Annotated in this window: 27 protein-coding genes; 13 read left to right on the top strand and 14 right to left on the bottom strand. The window is 64.7% G+C overall.

Going from position 1 to position 24,655, the window contains the following annotated elements; all coding sequences use genetic code 11:
• Positions 1–9: 9 nt before the first annotated feature.
• The 4 genes from NGR_RS27240 (at position 10) to trmD (ending at position 2,280) form a co-directional block, all read left to right on the top strand.
• Positions 10–345 carry a chorismate mutase gene (locus tag NGR_RS27240; RefSeq protein WP_012709705.1) on the top strand — a complete coding sequence of 112 codons (336 nt, stop codon included), beginning with the start codon at positions 10–12 and terminating at the stop codon, positions 343–345.
• 37 nt (positions 346–382) lie between these two features.
• On the top strand, positions 383–757 hold the full coding sequence (gene rpsP, locus NGR_RS27235; RefSeq protein WP_012709704.1) for a 30S ribosomal protein S16: 375 nt from the start codon (positions 383–385) through the stop codon (positions 755–757).
• A gap of 222 nt (positions 758–979) precedes the next feature.
• Positions 980–1,543, top strand: a complete 564-nt coding sequence (gene rimM / locus NGR_RS27230; RefSeq protein ID WP_012709703.1) for a ribosome maturation factor RimM — start codon at positions 980–982, stop codon at positions 1,541–1,543.
• Between the two features lie 14 nt (positions 1,544–1,557).
• The gene (gene trmD / locus NGR_RS27225) at positions 1,558–2,280 is read left to right on the top strand and encodes a tRNA (guanosine(37)-N1)-methyltransferase TrmD (RefSeq protein WP_012709702.1); all 723 of its coding nucleotides are present in this window, start codon (positions 1,558–1,560) and stop codon (positions 2,278–2,280) included.
• Here the strand turns inward: trmD and NGR_RS27220 are convergent.
• The 9 genes from NGR_RS27220 to tsaD all read right to left on the bottom strand — a co-directional run bounded on the left by NGR_RS27220 (position 2,262) and on the right by tsaD (position 9,381).
• Positions 2,262–3,008: a sulfite exporter TauE/SafE family protein gene (locus NGR_RS27220; protein ID WP_012709701.1), complete on the bottom strand. Its 747-nt coding sequence runs from the start codon at positions 3,006–3,008 to the stop codon at positions 2,262–2,264. The two genes, trmD and NGR_RS27220, sit on opposite strands and share 19 nt — an antisense overlap.
• A 240-nt stretch (positions 3,009–3,248) precedes the next feature.
• The gene (locus NGR_RS27215) at positions 3,249–4,070 is read right to left on the bottom strand and encodes an amino acid ABC transporter permease (protein ID WP_012709700.1); all 822 of its coding nucleotides are present in this window, start codon (positions 4,068–4,070) and stop codon (positions 3,249–3,251) included.
• Positions 4,071–4,091: 21 nt separating this feature from the next.
• On the bottom strand, positions 4,092–4,901 hold the full coding sequence (locus NGR_RS27210) for a basic amino acid ABC transporter substrate-binding protein (protein ID WP_012709699.1): 810 nt from the start codon (positions 4,899–4,901) through the stop codon (positions 4,092–4,094).
• Between the two features lie 128 nt (positions 4,902–5,029).
• The gene (gene rplS / locus NGR_RS27205) at positions 5,030–5,560 is read right to left on the bottom strand and encodes a 50S ribosomal protein L19 (protein WP_012709698.1); all 531 of its coding nucleotides are present in this window, start codon (positions 5,558–5,560) and stop codon (positions 5,030–5,032) included.
• 190 nt (positions 5,561–5,750) lie between these two features.
• Positions 5,751–6,440 (bottom strand): class I SAM-dependent methyltransferase, encoded by a 690-nt coding sequence (locus NGR_RS27200; protein ID WP_012709697.1) that lies wholly within the window; start codon positions 6,438–6,440, stop codon positions 5,751–5,753.
• A gap of 68 nt (positions 6,441–6,508) precedes the next feature.
• Entirely contained in the window at positions 6,509–6,940 is a 432-nt protein-coding gene (locus NGR_RS27195) for an EVE domain-containing protein (protein ID WP_012709696.1), read from the bottom strand.
• A gap of 6 nt (positions 6,941–6,946) precedes the next feature.
• The gene (locus tag NGR_RS27190) at positions 6,947–7,240 is read right to left on the bottom strand and encodes a YciI-like protein (RefSeq protein WP_012709695.1); all 294 of its coding nucleotides are present in this window, start codon (positions 7,238–7,240) and stop codon (positions 6,947–6,949) included.
• A gap of 34 nt (positions 7,241–7,274) precedes the next feature.
• Positions 7,275–8,276, bottom strand: a complete 1,002-nt coding sequence (locus NGR_RS27185; protein ID WP_012709694.1) for an NAD(P)H-dependent glycerol-3-phosphate dehydrogenase — start codon at positions 8,274–8,276, stop codon at positions 7,275–7,277.
• Positions 8,277–8,286: 10 nt separating this feature from the next.
• Positions 8,287–9,381: a tRNA (adenosine(37)-N6)-threonylcarbamoyltransferase complex transferase subunit TsaD gene (tsaD, locus tag NGR_RS27180; RefSeq protein ID WP_012709693.1), complete on the bottom strand. Its 1,095-nt coding sequence runs from the start codon at positions 9,379–9,381 to the stop codon at positions 8,287–8,289.
• Positions 9,382–9,556: 175 nt separating this feature from the next.
• On the opposite strand from tsaD, the gene hemC reads away from it, so the two are divergent.
• The 6 genes from hemC (at position 9,557) to NGR_RS27150 (ending at position 15,592) form a co-directional block, all read left to right on the top strand.
• The gene (gene hemC, locus NGR_RS27175) at positions 9,557–10,486 is read left to right on the top strand and encodes a hydroxymethylbilane synthase (protein ID WP_012709692.1); all 930 of its coding nucleotides are present in this window, start codon (positions 9,557–9,559) and stop codon (positions 10,484–10,486) included.
• A 3-nt stretch (positions 10,487–10,489) separates the two neighbouring features.
• Positions 10,490–11,200, top strand: coding sequence for a uroporphyrinogen-III synthase (locus tag NGR_RS27170; RefSeq protein WP_012709691.1), 711 nt, complete (start codon positions 10,490–10,492; stop codon positions 11,198–11,200).
• Between the two features lie 162 nt (positions 11,201–11,362).
• Positions 11,363–12,658 carry a COG4223 family protein gene (locus NGR_RS27165; RefSeq protein ID WP_012709690.1) on the top strand — a complete coding sequence of 432 codons (1,296 nt, stop codon included), beginning with the start codon at positions 11,363–11,365 and terminating at the stop codon, positions 12,656–12,658.
• A 17-nt stretch (positions 12,659–12,675) separates the two neighbouring features.
• Complete coding sequence (locus NGR_RS27160) at positions 12,676–14,301, top strand: heme biosynthesis protein HemY (RefSeq protein ID WP_012709689.1); 1,626 nt, start codon at positions 12,676–12,678, stop codon at positions 14,299–14,301.
• Positions 14,302–14,333: 32 nt separating this feature from the next.
• Positions 14,334–14,819, top strand: coding sequence for a TerB family tellurite resistance protein (locus tag NGR_RS27155; RefSeq protein ID WP_012709688.1), 486 nt, complete (start codon positions 14,334–14,336; stop codon positions 14,817–14,819).
• A 2-nt stretch (positions 14,820–14,821) separates the two neighbouring features.
• Entirely contained in the window at positions 14,822–15,592 is a 771-nt protein-coding gene (locus NGR_RS27150; RefSeq protein ID WP_012709687.1) for a glutamine amidotransferase, read from the top strand.
• Positions 15,593–15,733: 141 nt separating this feature from the next.
• Here NGR_RS27150 and NGR_RS27145 read toward each other — a convergent pair whose 3' ends face one another.
• Entirely contained in the window at positions 15,734–16,981 is a 1,248-nt protein-coding gene (locus NGR_RS27145) for an MFS transporter (RefSeq protein WP_012709686.1), read from the bottom strand.
• Positions 16,982–17,112: 131 nt separating this feature from the next.
• Between NGR_RS27145 and NGR_RS27140 the strand changes: the two genes are divergently transcribed.
• Together NGR_RS27140 and NGR_RS27135 are read left to right on the top strand one after the other, a co-directional pair.
• Positions 17,113–17,406, top strand: coding sequence for a YggT family protein (locus tag NGR_RS27140; RefSeq protein ID WP_012709685.1), 294 nt, complete (start codon positions 17,113–17,115; stop codon positions 17,404–17,406).
• 1 nt (position 17,407) lies between these two features.
• A complete protein-coding gene (locus NGR_RS27135; RefSeq protein ID WP_012709684.1) occupies positions 17,408–17,725 on the top strand; it encodes a DUF167 domain-containing protein in 318 nt (105 codons plus the stop codon).
• Positions 17,726–17,778: 53 nt separating this feature from the next.
• Here NGR_RS27135 and ppa read toward each other — a convergent pair whose 3' ends face one another.
• From ppa to NGR_RS27115, 4 genes are all read right to left on the bottom strand, one after another.
• Positions 17,779–18,312, bottom strand: coding sequence for an inorganic diphosphatase (gene ppa / locus NGR_RS27130; protein WP_012709683.1), 534 nt, complete (start codon positions 18,310–18,312; stop codon positions 17,779–17,781).
• Positions 18,313–18,514: 202 nt separating this feature from the next.
• Positions 18,515–19,021: a GNAT family N-acetyltransferase gene (locus tag NGR_RS27125; protein ID WP_012709682.1), complete on the bottom strand. Its 507-nt coding sequence runs from the start codon at positions 19,019–19,021 to the stop codon at positions 18,515–18,517.
• A 203-nt stretch (positions 19,022–19,224) separates the two neighbouring features.
• On the bottom strand, positions 19,225–21,051 hold the full coding sequence (typA, locus tag NGR_RS27120; RefSeq protein ID WP_012709681.1) for a translational GTPase TypA: 1,827 nt from the start codon (positions 21,049–21,051) through the stop codon (positions 19,225–19,227).
• 135 nt (positions 21,052–21,186) lie between these two features.
• Positions 21,187–22,746 carry an alkaline phosphatase D family protein gene (locus NGR_RS27115; RefSeq protein WP_012709680.1) on the bottom strand — a complete coding sequence of 520 codons (1,560 nt, stop codon included), beginning with the start codon at positions 22,744–22,746 and terminating at the stop codon, positions 21,187–21,189.
• A 410-nt stretch (positions 22,747–23,156) separates the two neighbouring features.
• Here NGR_RS27115 and NGR_RS27110 point away from each other — a divergent pair, with 410 nt between their 5' ends.
• The gene (locus NGR_RS27110; RefSeq protein WP_164924520.1) at positions 23,157–24,449 is read left to right on the top strand and encodes an IS4 family transposase; all 1,293 of its coding nucleotides are present in this window, start codon (positions 23,157–23,159) and stop codon (positions 24,447–24,449) included.
• Positions 24,450–24,655: the final 206 nt, after the last annotated feature.

Raw genomic sequence — 24,655 nt, 5'->3', positions numbered from 1 at the left:
TCGCGACGAATGCTTGATCCCGAGATCAAAGAAGAATTGGCGGGTTACCGGCAGTCGATCGACAACATCGATGCCGCGCTCGTCCACATGCTGGCCGAACGGTTCCGCTGCACCCAGGCGGTCGGCGTTCTCAAGGCCAAGCACAAGCTGCCGCCGGCCGATCCGGCGCGCGAAGAATACCAGATCGAACGCCTTCGGCGCCTCGCCAAGGATGCCAATCTGGATCCGGATTTCGCCGAGAAGTTCCTGAACTTCATCATCAAGGAAGTCATCCGGCATCATGAAGCCATCGCCGCCGATCGCTCGCAGCCCGCGAGCAGCGCCGACACCACCCGTTCCGCTTGAAAGATGCGGTCAAGAAAGCCTGCAAGGAGTAATAGAAATGGCACTGAAAATTCGTCTCGCCCGTGGCGGTTCCAAGAAGCGTCCCTACTACCAGATCGTCGTTGCCGATGCGCGCAGCCCGCGTGACGGCCGCTTCCTCGAGAAGATCGGCTCCTGGAACCCGATGCTCAGCAAGGACGACGAAAAGCGTATCGAGCTGAATGCCGAGCGCGTCAGCCACTGGATCGCCCAGGGCGCCCAGCCGACCGACCGCGTCCTGCGCTTCCTCGACCAGGCCGGCCTTGCCAAGCGTCCTGCCCGCAGCAACCCGACCAAGGCTGTACCGGGCAAGAAGGCTCAGGAGCGCGCCGCCGAAGCCAAGCAGAAGGCTGAAGACGCAGCCGCTGCCGCTGCGGAATCTGCCGCAGAATAATCACCGTCAAAACGGTGTGGCGAACGGGTGGCATTTTCATGCCGCCCGTTTTGCTTTATGTGCACCTACAGCGCCGTGCGTATTTTCGGACGCACCGAGGACGCTGTAGCACCTTGAATCGCTGCATGTTTTTATCCTTAAATCGGCTACGATTTAAGGAAACATGCAGTAGAAAGAATTGGAGCGGGACCGGGTAGCAAACCCCGCCCGCCTGGATGCCGAATGACGAAGCTCGAAAACCCTGTACTGATGGCGACGATCGGCGCGGCGCAAGGCCTGCGCGGCGAAGTGCGGGTGAAATCCTTTACGGACGATCCGACGGCGCTCGGCGACTACGGCAATCTCCACAGCGAGGACGGCCGCGTCTTCGAAGTGCTGGAAGTCCGTGAAACGAAGAACGTCGTCATCGTCCGCTTTCGCGGCATCAACGACCGCTCGGCGGCCGAAGCACTGAACGGCCTTGAGTTGTTCATCGAGCGCGACAATCTCCCCGACGACGATCTCGACGAAGACGAGTTCTTCTATGCCGATCTCGAGGGCCTCGAAGCGGTCGACGGCACCGGCAAGAGCTACGGCTCGGTGACCGGCGTATTCGACTTCGGCGCGGGCGATCTCCTGGAGCTCAAGGGCCCTGGCCGCCGGCCGGTGCTGATCCCGTTCACCGAGTGGTCGGTGCTGGAGATCGATCTAGAAGCGGGAAAGCTGCTGGTCGACCCGGTTGCCGCCGGCCTCGTCGAAGACAAGGACGAGAGCCTCGACAAGCAATTCCCGACGAAGCGCAAGTGAGCTCTAGTCTAACGATGCCCTTTCGCGCGACGGTCCTGACGCTTTATCCGGAGATGTTCCCGGGCCATCTCGGCGCATCGCTCGCCGGCAAGGCGCTGGAGCGCGGCCAGTGGTCGATCGAGGCCGTGCAGATTCGCGATTTCGCCGAGGACAAGCATCGCACGGTCGACGATACGCCGGCCGGCGGCGGCGCCGGCATGGTGCTGAAGCCGGATGTGCTCGCCCGCGCCATCGACCAGGTCTCGGCGGATGAGGACCGTCCACGCCTGCTGATGAGCCCACGCGGCCGGCCCCTGACACAGGCTCGCGTTCGCGAGCTTTCCGCCGGCCCCGGCGTCGTCATCGTCTGCGGGCGCTTCGAGGGCGTCGACCAGCGGGTGATCGACACACGCAATCTCGAAGAGGTCTCGATCGGCGACTACATCCTTTCCGGTGGCGAACCGGCGGCGCTGGTCGTGCTCGACGCGATTGTCCGTATCCTGCCGGGGGTGATGGGCAATGAATTGTCCGGCCTGCACGAAAGCTTCGAGGGCGGGCTGCTCGAGCACCCGCACTATACCCGGCCGCAGCTTTTCGAAGGCCAGGAGATCCCGGCCGTGCTGACCTCCGGCAATCACGGCGCCGTCGCCAAATGGCGCGAGGCCGAAGCGCGGCGGCTGACGGCGGAGCGCCGCCCCGATCTGCTGGAGCACAATCAAAATGTCGAGCGTGATCCGGCTCAGCCGGTGAAGAAGTAATAGGCGGCGAGCAGCAGGCCGACGGCGACGACGATCGAGCGAATGACCGCCTGCGGAACGCGTCGGGCGGCCCAGACGCCGCAATAGCCGCCAAGTGCCGCACCCGGCACCATGATCGCCGCATGCAGCCAGGAAACGACGCCGCCCGCCGCGAAGACGAGGATGGCGATCAGCGCGATGACGATCGAGATGAAGTTCTTCAGCGCATTCAGCCGGTGGTAACTGCCGCCGGTCGCAAGCCCGAGCACCGCGAGCATCATAATGCCCATGCCGGCCCCGAAAAACCCGCCATAGACGGATGTCGCCATCTGGCTCGCGACGCCGAGCGGGCCGATCCGGTGCTCATCGCTGCGGGCCTTCACCTTCAAAAGAGGGCCGGCCGCAAAGATCGCCGTCGCGGCAATCAGCAGCCAGGGCACCATGGCGCGGAACGACGGATTGGAAAGCGAGAGCAGGAGAAGCGCGCCGGCGAGCCCGCCGATCGCCGATATGACGCCGAGGAGAATGGCGTTCCTGCGGTCGGCGCGGATCTCCTTGGCATAGGCGAGCGCCGAGGTGACGTAGCCGGGAAACTGGACGATCGAGGACGTGGCGTTGGCGACGATCGGCGGCACGCCGCCAAGCGTCATCGCGCCGAAGGTGAGAAACGTGCCGCCGCCGGCAATGGCATTGACGGCGCCGGACAGGAATCCCGCAACGAAAAGCAACAACGCCTGGAAAATAGTCATGGCCCGTCCTCGTATCCGCCTACAGCGCCGCGCGTCATTCAGACGCGCAAAGGTCGCCCTAGCCCTTTGAATTGCTGCATGTTTCCTTAAACCGGCTGCGATCTAAGGAAACATGCAGTCGCTTCGGGGATAGCGGCTGAAGCAATCGACCGCAAGCCCGCGGCAGGCATGGGCGTCCCAACCTCTCCCCGCTCGCCGCTCAAGCGGACGGGGTTGGAGCGGCGTACAAAGGGAACGGATCTACCGCGCCTCAGCCCTTCTCAGCCGCCGTTCAAGCCCCCGGAGGGCCAGCGACAGGCCGATCGTCAGGATCAGATAGACATAGGCGACGATCGAATAGGTCTCGAAGAAGCGAAACGAGCCGGAGGCGTAGACCTTGCCCATCTGCGTGATGTCGGCGACGCCGAGCACCGAGACGAGTGAGGAATCCTTGACCATCGCCACGAAGTCGTTGCCGAGCGGCGGCAGGATGACACGGATCGCCTGCGGAAAAACAACGAGGCGAAAGCGCTGGTAACGCGTCAGCCCCAGCGTCTTGGCCGCTTCCACCTGTCCCTTGTCGACCGACTGGATGCCGGCGCGGAACACCTCGGCGATGAAGGCCGAATAGCCGATCATCAGGGCAATGATCGCCCGCCACATCAGCGAGATATCACGAACGACGAGCGGTTCCATAAAGCCCCAGGTGATCAGCGGCGCCGCCAGGAAGTTCACGGCCACGACCAGCGCCGGCGCGCCGACGAAGGCGATGTAGAAGAGCAGCACGAGGATCGGCACGCCGCGGATGACCTCGGTGTAGAAGCGCGCGATCTGGCGCAGCGCTGGGTGCTCGGAAAGCGCCATCAGTGCAACGCCGAGGCCAAGCAGGGTCGCCAGCGCGAAGCCGACCAGCGTCACGAAGACGGTGACGCCGAGGCCTTTGAGGACAACGGTGAAGACCTGGGTGAAGATTTCGTTGGTGACGATGACCGCGGCGAGCGCCACGGCGATTACGAGAAGGGCGACCAGCCACCAGGGATAGTCGCCCTTCTCGGACGTGTCGGATGATTGCACCGGCGCCATTTTTGGGTCAGGACCTGGCGATCAGCCGCCCATCTTGTAGTCGAGGAACCATTTCTTGTTGAGCGCGTCGAAGGTGCCGTCGTCCTTCAGCGCCTTGATGGCGGCGTTGACCGGTTGGACGAGATCGGATCCCTTCGGGAAGATGAAACCGAAATCCTCGGTGCCGAGCGGCTCGCCGACGACCTTGAGCTTGCCCTCGGACGCGTCGACATAGCCCTTCGCGGCGACGCTGTCGGTGAGCACCAGGTCGACGTCTCCGGCCTTCAGCGCCTGCACCGTGGCTCCGAAGGTTTCGAACAGCTTGATGCGCGGATTCTGCTCGTTTCCGTCGAGGATCTCGTAGACGGCCGTGTAGAAGGGCGAGGTGCCGGGCTGGGCGCCGACAAGCCCGTCTTCGACCGCGGCGAAGCTCTTGGCGTCCTTGAAGCGCGTCTCGTCGGCGCGCACCAGCATGAACTGCTGCGAGCGCATATAGGGATCGGAGAAGTCGACCTTCTCCTTGCGGTCGTCCTTGATGGTGATGCCGGTCATGCCGATCTGATACTGGCCATCGGAGACCGACTGGATCATCGCATCCCAACTGGTGTTCTGGTACTCGACCTGGAAGTTCAGCCGCTTGGCGATCTCGTTCATCGCGTCATATTCCCAGCCGACCGCCTGGCCGGACTTCGGGTCGACGAACTGCAGCGGCGGATAGGCATTCTCGGTGACCACGACCACCGTCTTGCCGCCGAGATCCGGCAGGTCGCTCGCGACTGCGGGCGCGGAGAATGCGAAGGGAACGGCGAGGGCAGCGGCGATGCCCGCGAGCACGTGGCGGCGGATTGTCATTGGAAGAAGCTCCCGAAAATTGTGGCGACCGAAAATGTCACGAATTTCGTCGGGAAGACAAGCAGATAGTGCTAAAAAAGAAAGGCGGCCAGGAGGCCGCCTTTCCGTAAATCCGAGGATTTGAAAACTTATTCCGCGGCGGCTTCCGCTGCCTTTGCTTCGGCTGCTGCCTTTTCGGCGGCCTCGGCGGCTGCCTTCTCGGCGGCGAGCGCCTGGGCGGCTGCAACCTTTTCAGCCTCGATGCGCGCCTTCTCTTCGGCAACGGCCTGGCGCTCGGCTTCGTTCAGCTTGCGGGCGCGCGTGCCGGTGTTCTCGACGATACGGGCCGACTTGCCGCGACGATCGCGCAGGTAGTAGAGCTTGGCGCGGCGGACCTTACCACGGCGAACCACTTCGACGCTTTCGACGAGCGGCGAGTAAACCGGGAATACGCGCTCGACGCCTTCGCCGTAGGAGATCTTGCGGACGGTGAAGCTCTCGTTGAGGCCGCCGCCGGAACGGGCGATGCAGACGCCTTCATAAGCCTGGACACGGGTACGGCTGCCTTCGACGACGCGGACGTTGACGCGGACGGTGTCACCGGCGGAGAAATCGGGGAGGGTGCGCTTGGCGGCGATCTTGGCGGCCTGTTCGGCTTCCAACTGCTCAATGATGTTCATCGGTCTAACCTTTGCTTTCTTCTGAAACAGCCAGAGCGCTCTCGACCGGCCCGTCGGTTTCCTTCGGGCCTTGCCTTTTCAGGCAGGAGCGGTTTCACCATTCTTTGTTGATGGTCGACGGGCAACTACCCGAACCGGGGCGGCACATACACCAAACGAGGCGGCTTGTCATCCCCGATCGCGGTTTTTCTCAACCGATCACCCGCGCCGGCGGACCTTGATTGGCAGCATCACCCGCGCCGAACCGCCAGACGGTCGTCCGCTTCACTTCGCTATCCTCCAGCGCTCTTGTCACCGGCACCTCATAGGTCGCAAGCGCCGTCAGCTGGTCACGCGGGCAATAGGCGCGCCCCGGATCGCCGACGACGACCACGGCGCCGGCACGCTGGAGCGTGTCGAACCACGGCTGAAGCAGGTCGGCAAAGCCCTTGTCGTAGAAGACGTCACCGGCAAGATAGACGTCGGCGGCGCGCTCGTGGCCGATGATGTCCCTGCCGAGGAAGCCGACCGGAACGCCATTCAGTTCCGCATTGAGGCGCACGGCAGTTTCGGTCCAGGGGTCGATGTCGACGGCGAGAACCTCGGCAGCCCCGGCCAGCATGGCGGCAATGGCGACAAGGCCCGAGCCGGAGGCGAAATCGACGACCGAACGGCCGCGGACGGTATCCGGATGATCGAGCACATAGCGGGCGAGGCCCTGCCCGCCGGCCCAGGCGAAGGCCCAGAAGGGCGGCGGCAGGCCGATCGCCTCCAGTTCCTCCTCGGTCTTCAGCCACAGGTCATGCGCTTCGCTCGCGAGGTGCAGGCGGATCTCGGGCACATGCGGCGGCGAGAGAATGCCGGTATTGGCGCGGATGAAGCTTTCCGGATCGGTTTTCAAACGGGGACTCTCAAGCGTGATCCGAAAAGTGGGAACCGGTTTTCGGATAAATCACGCGGAAAAACAAACTACTTCGGCGGATTGTCGAGCCCGCCCATGCGGCAGACCTCGATCCACTCGTCCTCGGTCACCGGCTGGACGGAAAGGCGCATCGAGGTCACCAGCGACATCTTGGCGAGCGTGGGGTTTTCCTTGATCTCCTTCAGGGAGACCGGCCGCGGGATGTCCCTTACGGCGCGGATATCGACGCAGTCCCAGCGGGCGTCACCCTCGGCCGTCGAATCCGGATGCGAAAGCGCACAGACCTCGGTGATGCCGACGATCTCCAGCCCTTCGTTGGAATGGTAGAAGAAGCCCTTGTCGCCGATCTTCATCGCCCGCATGTTGTTGCGGGCCAGATAATTGCGCACGCCGGTCCATTCGGTGCCCTTCTCGCCGGCGTCCTTCTGCATCTGCCAGGACCATTTGTTCGGTTCGGATTTGTAGAGCCAATGCGCCATCGCCCCTCAAGCCTCCGGATTGTTGAAGACCCAGTTGTAGGCCTTGATCTCGACATTGGCGAACAGGCCCGCCTTGGCATAGGGGTCGGCTTCGGCGATCGCCTTCGCGGCGTCGATCGTTTCGGCCTTGACGATCACCAGGCTTCCGGTCGGCTTGCCGTCTTCACCGAGAAAGGGGCCGGCAATCTTCAGGATGCCCTTGACGTTAAGGTCGTTGAGATAGGCGAGGTGGTCGGGCCGCGTATCGAGCCTGAGCTGCAGGGCGCCCGGCTTGTCCGTGCAGATGAGTGCGAAGAGCATGGTTCCTCCTGAAGAGTTTATTGCTGGGTGGCGATCATTCCTGGGTGATCGGCCGCGACATCAGCTGTTCGAGAGCGGTGCGGACGTCGAGCTTGCCGTCGATAATGGCCGCAACGGCCTCGGTGATCGGCATCTCGATGCCGAGATCCCCGGCCACCCGCGCCGCCACTGACGCCGCGAAGGCGCCCTCGACAAGCTCGGCGCCGCGCCCGTCGGCGCGGCCGTTCTTACCAAGCGCAATGCCGAAGCGCAGGTTGCGCGACTGATGGCTGGTCGCCGTCAGCACCAGGTCGCCGAGCCCCGACAGGCCGCGCACCGTATCGGCCTCGCCGCCTCTGGCGGCGATAAAACGCGACATTTCCGCAAGGCCGCGGGAGATCAGCGCTGCACGGGCCGAATCGCCGAGGCCAGCCCCTTCGACGATGCCGCAGGCGATCGCCAGCACGTTCTTGAGCGCGCCGCCGAGCTGAACGCCGATGCGGTCGGTCGACGGGTAGAGGCGGAAGGTCGGTCCGGAAAGCGCTTCGGCCAGTTCAGTCGCTACGGCCATGTCGGGCGCGGCGACCACCATCGCGGTCGGCAGGCCCTTGGCGATGTCGGCGGCAAAGCCGGGTCCCGAGAGGACGCCGATCCGGTGGCCGGGCAGTTCCTCCGCGAGCAGTTCGGTCAGGAGCCGGCCGGTCGATTGTTCCATCCCCTTGGCGCAGGTGACGATCGTCGCATCGGCGCCGATCGCCGTGCCGTATTGCTGCGCTGCGGCCCGATGCTCCTGCGACGGCATGGCGAAAAGCACGATATCGGCTCCCGCAAGTGCGGCGGCCTCGGAGGAAAAGCCAAGGCCGGCCGGAAGCGCTATGCCCGGCAAGGCTCTTTCGTTGCGGCCGGTCCGGCGGCATTCTTCCGCCACTTCCTCGCGTCGCGACAGCAGCGTCACATTCGCATTGGCGCTTGCCGCCGCCACCGCCGCGAGCGCCGTTCCGAAGGCGCCCGCACCGACGACGACGATCTTGGGGGCGATCGTTGGATTGTCACTCATCTTCTGTCCGTCATGCCTTGGCGCCGCGCTTGCCGGAGCCGATCAATGCCTGTGCCCGGGTGTCGAGCGGCCAACGGGAGCGCGGCGCGACATCGAGCCCGTCCGCCGGCAAGCCTGCTGCCAGGCGTTCGGCCCCTGCCCAGGCGATCATCGCCGCATTGTCGGTGCAAAGCTCAAGCGGCGGCGCGATGAAGCGGAAGCCGTGCGCGTCGCAGAGCGCCTGCAGCGTCGCCCGCAGCGTCTGGTTGGCGGCGACACCTCCGGCAACGACGAGCGCCGGCTGGTCGACCGACGCATAGTCCGCCTTGAAGCGCTTCAGCCCGCGACCGACGCGATCCTTGAGCGTCCGCGCGATGGCGCGCTGGAACGAGGCACAGATGTCGGCGATATCCTGTTCCTCGACCGGCTCCAGCGATTGCGCCGCCTGGCGCACTGCCGTCTTCAGCCCGGAGAAGGAGAAATCGAGCCGCGCATCGCCGACGAGCGGCCGCGGGAAGTCGAAGCGTTCGGGATTGCCCGTGCGGGCCGCCCGCTCCACGGCCGGACCGCCCGGATAGGGCAGGCCGAGCAGCTTCGCCGTCTTGTCGAAGGCCTCGCCGAGCGCGTCGTCGATCGTCGTGCCCCAGCGCTCGTAATCGCCGACGCCCTTGACCAGGATCAACTGCGTGTGGCCGCCCGAGACGAGCAGCATCAGATAGGGAAAGGAGAGCCCGTCGGTCAGCCGCGCCGTCAGCGCATGGCCTTCGAGGTGATTGACCGCATAGAGCGGCTTGCCGGTCGCCCGGGCGATCGCCTTGCCGGTCATCAGCCCGACGATCAGGCCGCCGATCAGGCCGGGACCACTTGTCGCAGCGATCGCGTCGATTTCCTCAAGCGTCACGCCGGCGCGCAGCAGCGCTTCCGCGATCAGCGTATCGAGCGCCTCGACATGGGCGCGCGCGGCGATCTCGGGCACGACGCCGCCATAGGCGCTGTGCTCCTCGAGCTGGCTCAGCACCACGTCGCCGAGGATCCGCCCGGCTCCTTCTTCATCGCGCAGCACGACGGAAGCCGCGGTTTCATCGCAGCTTGTCTCAATGCCGAGGATGCGCAAAGGCGGGGACATGACGTGGTATACTCAAAGATTGCGGACACCCGGAAAGCTGGGTACACGGAATTCATACGGCGCCGCGCGTCTCTCAGGCGTACAAAGGACGCTGTAACGCTTTGAAGTGCTGCATGGTTTTTCCTTAAACCCATTCCGATTTAAGGGACCATGCAGTAACAACGGATGGTCAAGGATGCAAACAAAACCTTTCCGCATCGGCACCCGCGGCAGCCCGCTGGCGCTCGCCCAGACCCATGAGACGCGCGACCGGCTGGCCGCCGCCCATGGGCTGCCGCCGGAAATGTTCGAGGTCGTCGTGCTGTCGACGAAGGGCGACCGGATCACCGACCGGCCGCTCGCGGAGATCGGCGGCAAGGGCCTGTTCACCGAGGAACTCGAGCAGCAGCTCCTCTCTGGCGATCTCGACTTCGCCGTCCACTCGTCGAAGGACATGCCGACCAAGCTGCCCGACGGCCTGTTTCTCTCCGCCTTCCTGCCGCGCGAGGACATTCGCGACGCCTTCGTCGGCCGCACAGCACCGAGGCTGGTCGAGCTGCCCGAGGGCGCCACCGTCGGCTCGTCGTCGCTGCGGCGCCAGGCGCTGATCCGGCGGCTGAGGCCCGATATCAACGTCATCACCTATCGCGGCCAGGTGGAAACACGGCTGCGCAAGCTCGCCGAGGGCCAGGTCGACGGCACCCTGCTTGCCTTTGCCGGGTTGAAGCGGTTGGGCATGACCGACGTGCCGACCGAACTGCTCGACCCCAAGGAATTTCCGCCGGCGCCGGCCCAGGGGGCGATCTGCATCGAAAGCCGTGACGGCGACGACCGCGTCAACGCGCTGCTTGCCGCCATCGACGACCCGCGCACCCATGAGGCGGTCGCCTGCGAGCGCGGCTTCCTGGCGACGCTCGACGGCTCCTGCCGCACGCCGATTGCCGGCTACGCCCAATCGGACGGCACGTATATCCGCTTCTCGGGGATGATCCTGACGCCTGACGGCGCCACCTCGCATCGCGTCGAGATCGACGGCAAGGCCCAGGATGCGACCGAACTTGGGCGCAAGGCCGGCGAACAGATCCGCGACAAGGCGGGGCCGGGGTTCTTTTCGAGCTGGACCTGAGCGATGCGCGTCCTCGTCACCCGACCGCGACCCGCAGCCGAAAGAACGGCGCGGAAGCTTGAGGCGATGGGACATACGGCGATCGTCCTGCCGCTGATGCAGGCGCAGCATTTCGTCGCCGCGGTGCGCGCCGGCTTCGCGCGGCCGCATGACGCCATTGCCGTGACCAGTGCCGAGGCCGTCCGTGTTCTGGCCGGGCTCGGTCCCGATCTTCAGGCGCATCTGGCGACACCGTTTTTCGCCGTCGGCGCCGCGACGGCGCGCGTCGCCGCCGATCTCGGCTTCAGGGACATCCGGGTCGGGGCCGGAACGGGCGAAGCGCTGGCGGAGACGGTTGCGGGCTTCCTCGAGCCGGAGACCGGATCGCTGCTCTATTTCGCCGGCTTGCCGCGCGCCGATGGTTTCGAGCATGCGCTGCGTGAGCGGGGGATAGATCACGTCACCGTCGAATGCTACCGGATGGGCGCGATCGACCACGCGCCGGAAACGCTGCCCGCCCTTGTGCAGTCCGTCCCGTTCGACGCGGTGCTGCTGTATTCGCGCGAGACGGCTCGGCGCCTCGTCGCGCTCATCGGCGAAAGCGGCCTTGATTGCGCCGGCTTTTCCGCACGTTACCTTTGCCTGAGTGCGTCCGTCCAAGATGTGCTGCCCACCAGCGCTGCTGCCGACGTTGCAGCGGCGCCCGACGAGGATCGCCTGTTGGGCCTCCTTTGAGACGGGATCAGCAAAGGCGACGCCGATTTTCCGCTGACGTCCCGGGCGCCGCTGAGGTCATCTGAGGCAAATGCCGCAAAAACGGGCCGCAGGGACTTTCCCTGTCGAGCTTCCCTGACTAGGTTTGGCTTTGAGAGCCCGACAGAACGATAAGAGGTCACCATGGTATCGGAAAAGCGGCCGCGCCGCTCGCAACCGGAGAAGGAACCGCTGACGATCGACCTCGAGGCGGAAAGAACCGTCACCGAAGAGGCGGAGGCGATCGCCAGTCAGGAGCCGGTGACCGATGAGCCGGCGGAGATTTCGGCGACTGCGGTGCCGGACACGACGGATACGGTGGCGAGCGACGCCGAAATCGACGGCGTCAAGCCGAACACGGCCGACAAGGATGGCGGCGAGGAAGCGGAAAGGGAAGACGAGCGCGCCGACGCTGCCGCCGCCGCTTTCGACGAGGAGCCTCCACATCTCGCAAACTCGACACCCGAGCCGATGGCAAGGAAGGCGACAAGCGCCGGCGCACTTGCCGCCGGCATCCTTGGCGGTCTCATCGCACTTCTCGGCGCCGGCGTGCTGCAATATGCCGGCTACGTCCCGGCACCCGGGCCGGATCGCGGCAATGGATCGGTCGAACAGAATCTGACCAGCGAAATCGAGGCGATCAAGGCCGAGCTTCAATCGCGCCCGGCCGCCCCCGCAGGCGCGGTCGATATCGCTCCGTTGGAGGGCCGCCTTGCCGCCCTGGAACAGGCGGCGCAAGCGCCCGCCGGTGCGAATGCACCCGACGTCACGGCGCTCCAGGCAGAGGTCGCCAACCTGACCAAGGAAATCGCGGCCCTGAAAACCGACCTTGCCGATGCCCGGCAGTCGGCGGATACCGCCAAGGCCGAGCTTGCCGGCCGCATCGACCAGGCGGAGCAGAAGCTCAATGAGCCGGTCAACGACATCGAAATGGCCAAGGCCGTCGCCGTCACCGCGTTGAAGACCGCCATCGATCGCGGCGGACCGTTCCTCGCCGAACTCGATGCGCTGCGCAGCATCGCACCCGAGGACGCGGCAGTGAAGGAACTGGCCGAGGACGCCAAGACCGGCGTCGCCACGCGAACGGACTTGCGCAGCGAATTTCCGGCGACGGCCACGACGATGCTCGATGCCCTCAATCAACCCGACCCGAACGAGGGCATCTTCGCCCGGCTCTATTCGAGCGCCCTGTCCGGTATTCGCGTCCGCCCGGTCGGCAGCGTCGAGGGCGACACGCCGGAGGCGGTGGTCGCCCGCATCGAGGACAAGCTCAACAACGGCGATCTCAAGGGCGCTTCGCTCGAATGGGATGGCCTTCCCGACGCGGCGAAGACTGCCGGCCAGAATTTCAAGGCGAAGCTCGACCGGCGTCTGCGCGTCGAGACGGCCATTGACGCCGCCGTGGCGGCGACCATGACGCGAACCGGCACGCAAGGCTAGAGAAGGAAGAAGACGACATGGTCCGGATACTGTTCTTCATCCTGCTCGTCCTCGCCCTGGCGCTCGGCTTTGCCTGGCTTGCGGACCGACCGGGAGAGCTGTCGCTGATCTGGCAGGGCCAGCTGATCGAGATGAGCCTGATGCGCGCCGCCACGATCCTGATCTCGCTGTTCGCCGCGATCCTGATCGTCGCCTGGCTGATCCGCACGCTCTGGCTGTCGCCGCACACCGTGACGCGCTACTTCCGCGCCCGCAAACGCGACCGCGGCTATCAGGCCCTCTCGACCGGTTTGATCGCGGCGGGCGCCGGCGACGCGGCGCTGGCGCGCAAGATGGCGGGCCGGACCCGCGGCCTCATCAGCGCCGATCAGGAGCCGCTGATCCATCTGCTCGAGGCCCAGACGGCGCTGATCGAAGGCAAATACGACGACGCGCGCAAGAAATTCGAGCTGATGGCGGATGACCCGGAGACCCGCGAGCTCGGCTTGCGCGGCCTCTATCTCGAGGCGAAGCGGTTGGGCGCCAACGAGGCCGCCCGTCAATATGCCGAACGCGCTGCCGAAAAGGCGCCGCACCTGTCCTGGGCAACGCTTGCGACCCTCGACCAGCGCAGCCAGGCGGGTCAATGGGACGAAGCGATCCGTCTCCTCGACCAGAGCCGCACCGCCAACGTCCTCGACAAGAAGGAAGCGAACCGGAAGAAGGCCGTGCTGCTCACCGCCCGGGCGACGGGCAAGCTCGAAGCCGACCCGAAAGCCGCTCGCGACGACGCGCTCGCCGCCTTGAAGCTCGACGACCGGCTGGTGCCGGCAGCGCTTACCGCCGCCAAGGCGCTGTTTCGCGAGGACAACCTGCGCAAGGGCGCTTCGGTCCTCGAGAAGGTCTGGAAACAGGACCCCCATCCGGAACTGGCGCGGCTCTATGTCCGTGCCCGCGGCGGCGATTCCGCCGTCGACCGGCTGAAGCGGGCCAAGAGGCTCGAAACGCTGCGCGGCAACAATGCCGTCAGCCTGGCAACCGTCGCCGAGGCTGCGCTCGAGGCGCGCGAGCTGGCGCTCGCCCGAAGCAAGGCCGAAGCCGCCGCCCGGCTGGCGCCAAGCGAGAGCATCTTCCTGCTCATCGCCGACATCGAGGAGGCCGATACCGGCGACGAGGGCCGCATCCGCCACTGGATGGCGCAGGCGCTCAGGAGCCCGCGCGATCCGGCCTGGACTGCCGATGGCGTGACCTCGCCAACCTGGCTGCCGGTGTCGCCGGTCAGCGGCCGGCTCGATGCCTTCGAATGGAAGGAGCCACCCTCGCCGCTTGCCGGCACCACCGAAGAGGGTCGCGTCAGTGTCGACGAGGCAATCCGCAGCCTGCCGCCGGTCGCACCCGAGCATCCGGTGGCGGTACGAGAAGCGCCAGCAACGCCCAAGGCTGAGGAAAACGGGCCCGTGCTGGAAGCGGAACGCCCAATCCCGACACCGACTGCGATAACCGTGCCGGAGCGGAAGGAAACCGCCGCCCCGCCGTCCAAGAGCGAGGGGACCGCCGCAGAGGACGAAGAGGCAGCGCCCTTCTTCGGGCGGCCACCGGACGATCCGGGTGTTCGCGACGGGGCGGTTGAGGACGGCAACAAGGCCAGCTTCCGGCTGTTCTGAATTCTGGTTTCACGGGGCTGTGGGCACAAGGCATGTTTGAACGGTTTCGAGCGTTTCTCGAAGAACTGAAGGGTCCGGCGGCGCGGATCGACAAGGACGATCCGCGCGTCGCCGTCATCGGGCTCTGCTTCCAGGTGATGGAGGCGGATGGCGCCATCCGTACGTCCGAGCGCCGCAAGATGCGCAAGATCATCAAGGAGCATTACAGGCTCGACGATGCCGCCCTCAACGCGCTGGTCGCGGCGGGCGAAACCGCCGAGAGCGAAGCGATCGACTTCTACCGCTTCACCTCCGAGATCAAGCGCCACCTGTCCGAAGAGCAGCGCGTCGAGCTTGTCGGCATGCTGTGGGACATCGTCTATGCCGACGGCGCGCGCAGCGAAATGGAGGATCACGCAATCTGGCGGATCGCCGATCTGCTCGGCGTATCCGGACGAGACCGGGTCTTGAAACGGCAGGAAGCAGCCGCCAAGATCGACATGGTTGAGGAGGAGAACGAGGCACAACAGGAAGGCTGACGATGCCGCCAGACGCCCGCGACGCCAACAGACCGATCCTCGTCGTCCTCCACCAGGAGCGGTCGAGCGCAGGCCGCGTCGGCCATATTCTCGAGCAGAAGGGTTTTTCGCTCGATATCCGCCGCCCGGCGCTTGGCGACGAACTGCCGTCGACGCTCGAGGGCCATTCGGGAACGATCGTCTTCGGCGGCCCGATGAGCGCCAACGACGAGGAGGAATTCGTCCGCCGCGAGATCGACTGGCTGTCGGTGCCGCTCCTCGAAAACAAGCCCTATCTCGGCATCTGCCTCGGCGCCCAGATGCTGGCCCGCAATCTCGGCGGCAAGGTCGCGCCCCACCACGAGGGCATGACAGAAATCGGCTGGTATCCGCTCGAGGCCACCGAAGCCGGCAAGGCGCTGCTCGATTGGCCGGCCATGGTCTATCATTTCCACCGCGAAGGCTTCGATCTCCCCAGGGGGGCCGAGCTGCTGGCAACCGGCGACACCTATCCGAACCAGGCCTTCCGCTATGGCGAGAACGCCTGGGGCATCCAGTTTCACGGCGAACTGACGCGGGCGATGATGCATCGCTGGGTGGTGCACGGCGCCCACCGCTTCGTGCTGCCCGGCGCCCAGCTGGGCAAGGCGCATCTCGAGGGCCGAATGGTTCACGATCACCCGTTGCGGACCTGGATGGAGAATTTTCTCGAACTGATCTTCTTGCGCGACGGCGACAAGGGAAAACCCAGTTTACCCCTCCCCAACCCCTCCCCACAGGTGGGAGGGGCTTAACCTGTCGCACCCTTTTCGCCTCTCTCGATCGTTGCAGTAGGCTTCGATTCTTTGGAAATGGTAGTCGGCCGCAGCGGGCGCCAAAAGCCCCTCCCACCTGTGGGGAGGGGTTGGGGAGGGGTTTTTGCGGCTTCCCGCTGATCACCCTGTACGCTCCCCCTCCGGCACATCCAGCCTGTCGATCCGCCGCAATTGCGGAAAACCTGCCGCCCAGAGCAGCGATACCAAGAGCGTGCCGAGCCCGCCGAAGACGACGGCGAAGACGGCGCCGAAGCCGGATGCCATCGTGCCGGCGCGAAACTCGCCGAGCTCGTTGGAGGCGCCGACAAACACCGCGTTGACGGCATTGACGCGGCCGCGCAACTCGTCCGGCGTCCAGAGCGCGATCAGGCTCTCGCGGACATAGACCGAGATCATGTCCGCCGCCCCCATGACGACGAGCGCGGCGATCGAGATCCATGGCGTCGCCGACAGGCCGAAGACGACTGTCGCCAGGCCGAACAGCGCGACGCCGATGAACATCGAGAGGCCTGCGCGATTGCGGATCGGGTGGGCGGCGAGCCAGACGGCCATGCCGACAGCGCCGACCCCCGGCGCGGCACGCAACAGGCCCAGTCCCCATGGCCCGAGCACCAGGATGTCGCGCGCAAAGACTGGCATCAGCGCCACCGCACCGCCGAGCAGTACGGCGAAAAGGTCGAGCGAGATCGCCCCGAGCACGACCTTCTCGGCCTTGATATAGCGGAAGCCGGCGGTGATCGTCTGCCAGTTCTGTGCCGAGGCGGGCGAGCGTTGCGCAGGCTTCGGTACGGCGAACACCATCAGCGCCGCAGCCGCGAAGAAGCAAAGGCTGACGGTATAGGGTACGGACGGACCGAAGCCGTAGATCAGCCCGCCGACCACCGGCCCGACGATCGTCGCCGTCTGCCACGAGCTCGAATTCCAGGCGATCGCGTTCGGCAGATCCTCGGCCGGCACCAGATTGGGCGCCAGCGATTGCGCGGCGGGCGTCAGAAAGGCCCGCTCGATGCCGAAGACGATGAGGATGCCGTAGACCGGCCAGGGAGCGAACAGCCCCGTTACCGTGAGGGTCAGCAGTGCCGCGGCGCAGAGCGTGCCGACGAGCATGCAGAGCCCCATAATGACGCGGCGATTATAGCGATCCGCCACACTGCCGGTGACGAGGATGAGGACAAGCGACGGCAGGAACTGGAAGAGGCCGATCAGGCCAAGCGCGAAAGGATCGCGCGTCAGGTCGTAGATCTGCCAGCCAACCGAGACCGAGAGGATCTGCACGGCGAAATAGGCGAGGAAGCGCGAGAAGAAATAACGCCGATAACCCACATGCCGAAAAGCGGCAAAGCGATGCGTATTGTGGACGGCCGGCATGGCGGAAGCACTCCTCGAGGCAAATAGCGCGCCCCGCATCGTTAAACATGATGGCGCGGGCGGTGAGTGTCGTACTTGCTCGTTTGGTTCCCAATGTCTACATGTCTGGCGACAAAGATTTGGAGACGGGCATGATTGCTGTCATCGGCACCTTGAATTTCATCATCAACATCGCGTGGTTCCTGATCATCGCGTCGGCGATCTTCTCCTGGCTCTATGCCTTCAACGTGATCAACGTGAACAACCAGGCGATCAACATGATCGGCCGCTCGCTCTACCAGCTGACCGAGCCGCTCTACCGGCCGATTCGCCGTTTCCTGCCGGATATGGGCGGCGTCGACCTCTCGCCGCTCGTCGTCCTGGTGATCCTCTATTTCATCCAGCTGTTCCTGAACACGACGATCGCGCCGGCGCTGATCCGCTGACATGGCGCGCGCCGCGCTGACCGGCTTCGGCGACCATCTACGCCTGACGGTGCGGCTGACGCCGAATGGCGGCCGTGATGCGATCGACGGTTTCGAAATCGCGGCGGACGGCGAGGAGCACCTGAAGGTCAGAGTGCGCGCAGTGCCGGAGAAGGGCAAAGCGAACGATGCCTTGATCGGCCTGCTGGCCAAGGCGTTCGGCCTTGCAAAGAATCGGATAGCGCTCGTCTCCGGCGACACGCAGCGCAAAAAAATCCTCCGGATCGAAGCCGACCCGGAGGCTATTCAGAAGCGTCTCACCGAGATCGTCGGAGAGTAGCAATTCAAAGTGCTACAGCGACCTTTGCGCGCCTGGGGCGCGCGGCGCTGTAGTTACTTCTTCGCCTTGGCGCGCTCGACCGCTTCGCGGATCAGCTGCTTGGCGACGCCCGCATCCTTCCAGCCGAAGATCTTCACCCACTTGCCGGGCTCCAAGTCCTTGTAGTGCTCGAAGAAATGCTCGATCTGCTTCAAGGTGATTTCCGGCAGGTCGGTGTAGTCATGAACCTTGTCGTACCGCTGGGTGAGGTGAGCCGACGGCACCGCGATGATCTTCTCGTCGTGGCCGGAATTGTCTTCCATCATCATCACGCCGATTGGGCGGACGTTGATGACGCAGCCCGGCACCAGCGGGCGGGTATTGCAGATCAGCACGTCGATCGGATCGCCGTCGTCGGAAAGCGTGTGCGGGACGAAGCCGTAGTTGCCCGGATAGGTCATCGGCGTATAGAGGAAGCGGTCAACGACCAGCGTGCCGGCTTCCTTGTCCATCTCGTACTTGATCGGGTGGCCGCCGACCGGCACTTCCACAATCACGTTGACATCTTCCGGTGGGTTTTTTCCGATGGAAATCGCGTCGATCCGCATGAGCACCTCCAGGGCCGTTGAAAAGTCGCCCGTCGGATAAAGGGAAACATGCCGCGATGCAACATGACTTTCGTCCGGGCAGTCGGAATTGCTGTAGGCAGGCGTCGCGGCCAAATAGGGGCAGACCGGATTTTTGTCTGGGGAAAGGCTATCTGGATAAGTCTGCGTAGCGTGAGTCTTGGGGAGGATACGCCGAGGGCGTCTATTTCCAGACGAGGCCGACCTTCTTCAGGTATTTTTCGCCGAAATCCTCCATGCCCTCGGCAACGTCGCGACCGCCGGCCGACAGGAAGAAGTTATAGGCGAGCTCGCTCTCTTCGAGGCACCAGACGACCATCCCCTCGCAACCGAGCGATTTCAAAAGGCTTTTCGCCTCGCCGAACAGCATGCGCCCGAGACCGAGGCCCTGATATTCCGGGCGAAGATAGATCTCGTAGATCTCGCCTTCCTGCGGCAGTGCCCGTGCGCGGCTCAAACCCAGCGTCGCATAGCCGGCTATCTTTCCCGCCACGTCGACGACGAGCAAGGTCGCCGGCCCGCGCGTCGCCTTTCTCCACCAGGTCTCGTCGCGCCGGTTGACCATTTTGACCAGCGGGCGGTGCGGGATGAGACCGCCATAGGCCTGCAGCCAGGAAACGCGATGCACATCGGCGATTGCCGCCGCCTCATGCGGCTCTCCGGGCCTGACCTCGATCGAAACAGTCTTCATGACCTGACTCTAATCACACGACACGGCGAACCGGAATCCCGCCAGAGTACTGCGCCGCGTTAACCCACAGGCAACTTTAACGGCATCCACGCGAAGGTTAACGCGTTTTTAACTTTATCCGCAAGCCGGCCGCGAAAGACACACACAGCAAAAAACCCCGGATCGCTCCGGGGTTCTCATGCATCTGTCGATTTTCTCGAGATTTACGCCGCGCCGGCGGTGCGGGATTTTTCGAAGCGCTTGCGCTCATTCGGATCGAGATACATCTTGCGGAGCCGGATCGATTTCGGCGTGACTTCGACAAGCTCGTCGTCCTGGATCCATGAAAGCGCGCGCTCCAGAGTCATGCGGATCGGCGGCGTCAGGCGAACGGCTTCGTCCTTGCCGGCGGCACGCATGTTGGTGAGCTTCTTGCCCTTCAGAACATTGACTTCCAGATCGTTGTCACGGGTGTGAATGCCGATGATCATGCCGGCATAGACCTTTTCGCCCGCCTCGATGATCATCGGGCCGCGATCCTCGAGGTTGAACATGGCGTAAGCCACGGACTCGCCGGCATCGTTGGAGAGCAGCACGCCGTTGACGCGGCCACCGATCTCGCCCTTGAAGGGCTGGTAGTCGTGGAACAGGCGGTTCATGATCGCCGTGCCGCGCGTGTCGGTCAGAAGTTCCGACTGGTAGCCGATCAGGCCGCGGGTCGGCGCAAAGAACACCAGGCGAACGCGGTTGCCGCCGGAGGGGCGCAGCTCGACCATTTCGGCCTTGCGCTCCGACATCTTCTGCACGACGACGCCGGAATGCTCCTCGTCGACGTCGATGACGACTTCCTCGATCGGCTCGAGCAACTGGCCGTTGTCGTCCTTGTGCATGACGACGCGCGGACGCGAGACGGCGAGTTCGAAACCTTCGCGGCGCATGGTTTCGATCAGCACGGCGAGCTGCAATTCACCGCGCCCGGAGACGTAGAAGGAATCCTTTTCGGAGGATTCCTCGATCTTCAGCGCGACGTTGCCCTCGGCTTCCTTGAACAGACGGTCGCGGATGACGCGGCTCGTCACCTTGTCACCTTCGGTACCGGCCAGCGGGCTGTCGTTGACGATAAAGGACATGGTGACTGTCGGCGGATCAATCGGCTGGGCTGTCAGTGCCTCGGCCACCGAAGGATCGCAGAAGGTGTCGGCGACGGTGCCCTTGGTGAGCCCGGCAATGGCGACGATGTCGCCGGCATGGGCCTCCTCGATCGGCTGACGTTCGATGCCGCGAAAGGCGAGGATCTTGGAAATGCGCCCGCTTTCAAGCAGCTTGCCATCCTGGCCCAGCACCTTCACCGCCTGGTTCGGCTTGATCGAACCGGAGTGGACGCGGCCGGTGATGATGCGGCCGAGGAAGGGGTTGGCTTCCAGGATCGTGCCGATCATCCGGAACGGGCCTTCGGCGACCGTCGGCTCCGGCACGTGCTTCAACACCAGATCGAGCAACGGGCCCATTCCCTGGTCCTTCGGACCTTCGGGATTGACGTTCATCCAGCCGTCGCGACCCGAACCGTAGAGGATCGGGAAGTCGAGCTGCTCGTCGGTCGCGTCGAGCGCAGCGAAGAGGTCGAAGACCTCATTGATGACTTCCTCGTGGCGGCCGTCCGGCCGATCGATCTTGTTGATCGCGACGATCGGCTTCAGGCCGACCTTGAGCGCCTTGCCGACGACGAACTTGGTCTGCGGCATCGGGCCCTCGGAGGCATCGACCAGCACGATCGCGCCGTCCACCATCGACAGGATGCGCTCGACCTCGCCGCCGAAGTCGGCGTGGCCGGGGGTGTCGACGATGTTGATGCGCGTCCCTTTCCATTCGACCGAGGTCGCCTTGGCGAGAATGGTGATGCCGCGTTCCTTTTCCAGATCGTTGGAATCCATGACGCGTTCGGCAACCCGCTGGTTTTCGCGGAACGAGCCCGACTGCTTCAGAAGTTCGTCAACGAGCGTGGTCTTCCCATGGTCGACGTGCGCGATGATCGCGATGTTACGAATGCTCATTGTGTATCTCGGAAAGCTCTGGCCACGCGCAACAAGGCGGGTACCGCTTTTTCAGTTGCCGCGCTCATACAGGTTTTTTTGCGATTGCGAAAGGGGGCCGGCGTGCACAGCAGGGCTGCATGGGACGCTGCGATCTCAAGCGACGGCTGCCGGGTCGAGCGTTACGCGCCACAGTTCCTGATCCTGGCGGTCCATCAGCCGCACGGTCAACTGCTCGGTCTGGCCGTTGATATCGACGATGCCGAAGAATTGCAGGCCGGCCGAGGGTGGCAGGTTGCTGTCGATACCGCCGGCCGACGCCTTGATGAAGCGCACCTGCGGCCCAAAGGTCATGTCGAGTTCCTTCGGGCCATAGGTGCCGGAGTGGAGCGGGCCTGAGACGAATTCCCAGAAGGGCAGGAAATCCTTGAAGGCGGCGCGCGACGGATCGTAGTGATGCGCGGCCGTGTAATGCACGTCCGCCGTCAGCCAGACGATATTGTCGATCGCATTGTCGCGGATGAAGCGCAGGAGATCGGCAAATTCCGTCTCGCGGCCGCCGGGAGCGCCATTGTCGCCATTGGCGATCGCGTCCGAGCCGCGCTTCCTCGAATAGTCGTCCCAGACGACGAGGCCGATAGGCATGTCGCAGGCGATCACCTTCCAGGTGGCGCGCGAGGCGGCAAGCGCGCGTTTCAGCCAATCCATCTGCCGCCAGCCGAAGAGCCCGGCCTCGCCGCCCTGGTTGGGACCGCGATAGGAGCGCAGGTCGACGAAGAACACGTCAAGCAGCGGTCCATAGGCGATCTTGCGGAAGATCCGCCCCGGCTGCGTCGGCAGCGTGCGGATCGGCGTCATCTCATGGAAGGCGCGCGCCGCACGGGCCGCATAGACCGTTACATCCTTCTCCGGATAGCGCGGATCGTCGCGAAGATCGGTGGAGGCCGACCAATTGTTCAGGACCTCGTGGTCGTCCCATTGATAGAAAGTCGGGCAGACGGCGTTCAAGCCCCGCACATGCTCGTCGAGCAGATTGTATTTCCACTGGCCGCGATATTCGCCAAGCGTGCGGGCGACGTCGCGCTTCTCGGCCGTGACGATCCGGTTCTTCCACATGCCACCGTCACGTAGCTTGATCTCGTCGGGGATCGGATTGTCGGCATAGATCGTGTCGCCGGAATGGATGAAGAAATCCGGCTCGTGCAGGCGCATGGTCGAATAGGTCTTCATGCCGACCTCGTCGATGCCCCAGCCCTGGCCGGCCGTGTCGCCGGACCAGGCGAAGCGTACCGAACGTCGCCGCAAGGGCGCGGTGCGGAAGCGCCCGACGATCGGCTCGGAAACGCGATTGGCGTCATAGAGATCGGTCGCGGTGAAGCGATAGAAGATGTCCTGGTCCGGCAGGAGTTTGTCGAGCTGGCACTTCACCGCGCAATCCGTCTGCGGCGTCACGTCGATGTCGGGGAGCCGGATGGCGGTCGAGAAGCTTTCGGTGGTCGAATATTCGACCGCGACGCGGGCCGGACGATCGACCCGCGTCCAGATCATCCCCGATTGCGGATCGACATCGCCGGACTGCACGCCGTGCAGGAATTCCGGCCGCCCGTAGCCGCGCGCATAGAAAGGGGTCGCAAGGCCGGAAGAAGCGGCAAGGCCGGCAGCGCCGCCGGATAGGAGAAAAGAACGCCTGGTAAGCGTGCTTCGAATGTCAGCCAAATCCTGCCTCCGGTGCCGGTGTCGCGACTCATCGTTCCTCGCGAGCGGACCATTGGCGAACCGCATGTCAGCGGCTTTACAATCGGATGAAACTATTTGAACGGATTGGCGACAGTTCTGTGAAAGGGAGCGAGGGCCCGGATGAAAGGCGATGCTGCGGCGGGGGCCAATGTTTGCCCCTCATCTGCCTGCCGGCATCTTCTCCCCGTCATGACGCTAGGGCATATACACAAGTGGTGCGACGGATTGACTCGGTTGTGAGGATCGGATTTCGCGGGAGCGGCGTGTATGATTCCTTTGGTGACGTTTTGATTTGCGGGAGCGTCACCGATGGAGATAGGCCAGGACTGGTCGCTGGGCGGATTTGGAGATCGTCGTCTCGATAAAGGGGGGCGGCGCTGCTCCAGGGCATGGTGCTGCGCGAAACGGTCTGCCTGCGCCGGCTTGCGGCGGGCAGCCATTCGCAGGAAATCCGCTTCGGCCGTTTTCTCGGCAACGATGCGGTGACGGTGGAGTGGATCATCGCCGGCTGGGGGGAGCCGACCGGGGCGGCGGTGGCCGGCCGACACGTGCTGGCGCTGCAGGACACCAGCGAGATCCGGTTTCAGACGACGCCGGACAACCGGCGCGATCTGGGCAAGATCAAGAAGGGCAATTGCTGGGGGCTGCTGCTGCATCCGATGCTGGCGCTCGATGCCGAGACCGGCAGCTGCCTGGGGCTGGTGGGCGGCCGGGTGTGGACGCGCGGGACGGAGGCGCTGCCGCCGCATGCCAGCCGGCCGTTGAGCGCCAAGGAATCGCGTCGCTGGGTCGAGACGGCCGAGGCCGCCAAGGCGGTTCTGGCGAGCGCCACGCGGGTCACCGCCATCACCGATCGGGAAGGGGACTTCTTCGTGATGTGGGCACGGCTGCCCGAGGAGCGCTTCCATCTGCTGTCGCGGGTGATGCACGATCATGCCCTCAGCGGCGGCGGCACGCTGCGCCGGGCCGCCGCCGAGGTGGCGTTTTGCGACAGCCGGACGGTGGAGCTGCGCGAGCGGGCCGACCGCCCGGCGCGCCAGGCGGACTTATCCTTGCGCTTCGGCGAGGCGACGATCCGGCGGCCGCAAAACCTCGAAGCGGCTGCCCTGCCGGACGGCGTGACGCTGCGCTGGGTCGAGGTCGTCGAGCCCTCCCCGCCCGCCGGCGTCGAGCCGCTCAGCTGGCTGATCCTGACGACGCATGCGGTGGCGACGTTCGCCGATGCCTGGCAGATCGTCGCCTGGTACAAGCAACGCTGGATGATCGAGCAGTTCTTCCGGGTGATGAAGCAACAGGGCCTGAAGGTCGAGGATAGCCAGCTGCAGTCGGCGGCACGGCTGGAAAAGCTCGTCGCCATCGCCGCCAAGGCCGCCGTCATCGTCATGCAGCTCGTCCAGGCCCGCAGCGGCCAGGACCGGCAGTCGGCCAGCCTGGTCTTCACGCCAAGCGAGATCGACACGCTCACCGCCCTGCAGCAGCGCTTCCAGGGCAAGACCCGCCTTCAAGCCAATCCCCATCCAATGGGCTCGCTCGCCTGGGCCGCCTGGATCATCGCCAAGCTCGGCGGCTGGAACGGCTACGCATCCTCAAAACCGCCCGGACCGATCACCTTCTTCAATGGCTTGGCCTACTTCAGAGCCTGCGCCGACGGATGGGCGCTGCGCGATGTGTATATGCCTTAGCCCGCTTGCGGGGAGAGGGTTAGGGTGAGGGGCGGCATATCCTTCGCCACGCGTGCGGGGAGAAGGTGCCGGCAGGCGGATGAGGGGCAGTGCCCTAACCAGATGCTCAACGTTCGACGCCGCGCGTCGTATTTCGCCGATTGCCGACGAGTCGAGGATCAGAGACGATTCAGGATCGGCATCGGCGTCGTCCTGCTTGGATTCTG

It is taken from the genome of Sinorhizobium fredii NGR234 (genome assembly GCF_000018545.1).
Lineage (GTDB): Bacteria > Pseudomonadota > Alphaproteobacteria > Rhizobiales > Rhizobiaceae > Sinorhizobium > Sinorhizobium fredii_A.
This window is presented reverse-complemented; position numbering and strand designations above follow the sequence as displayed.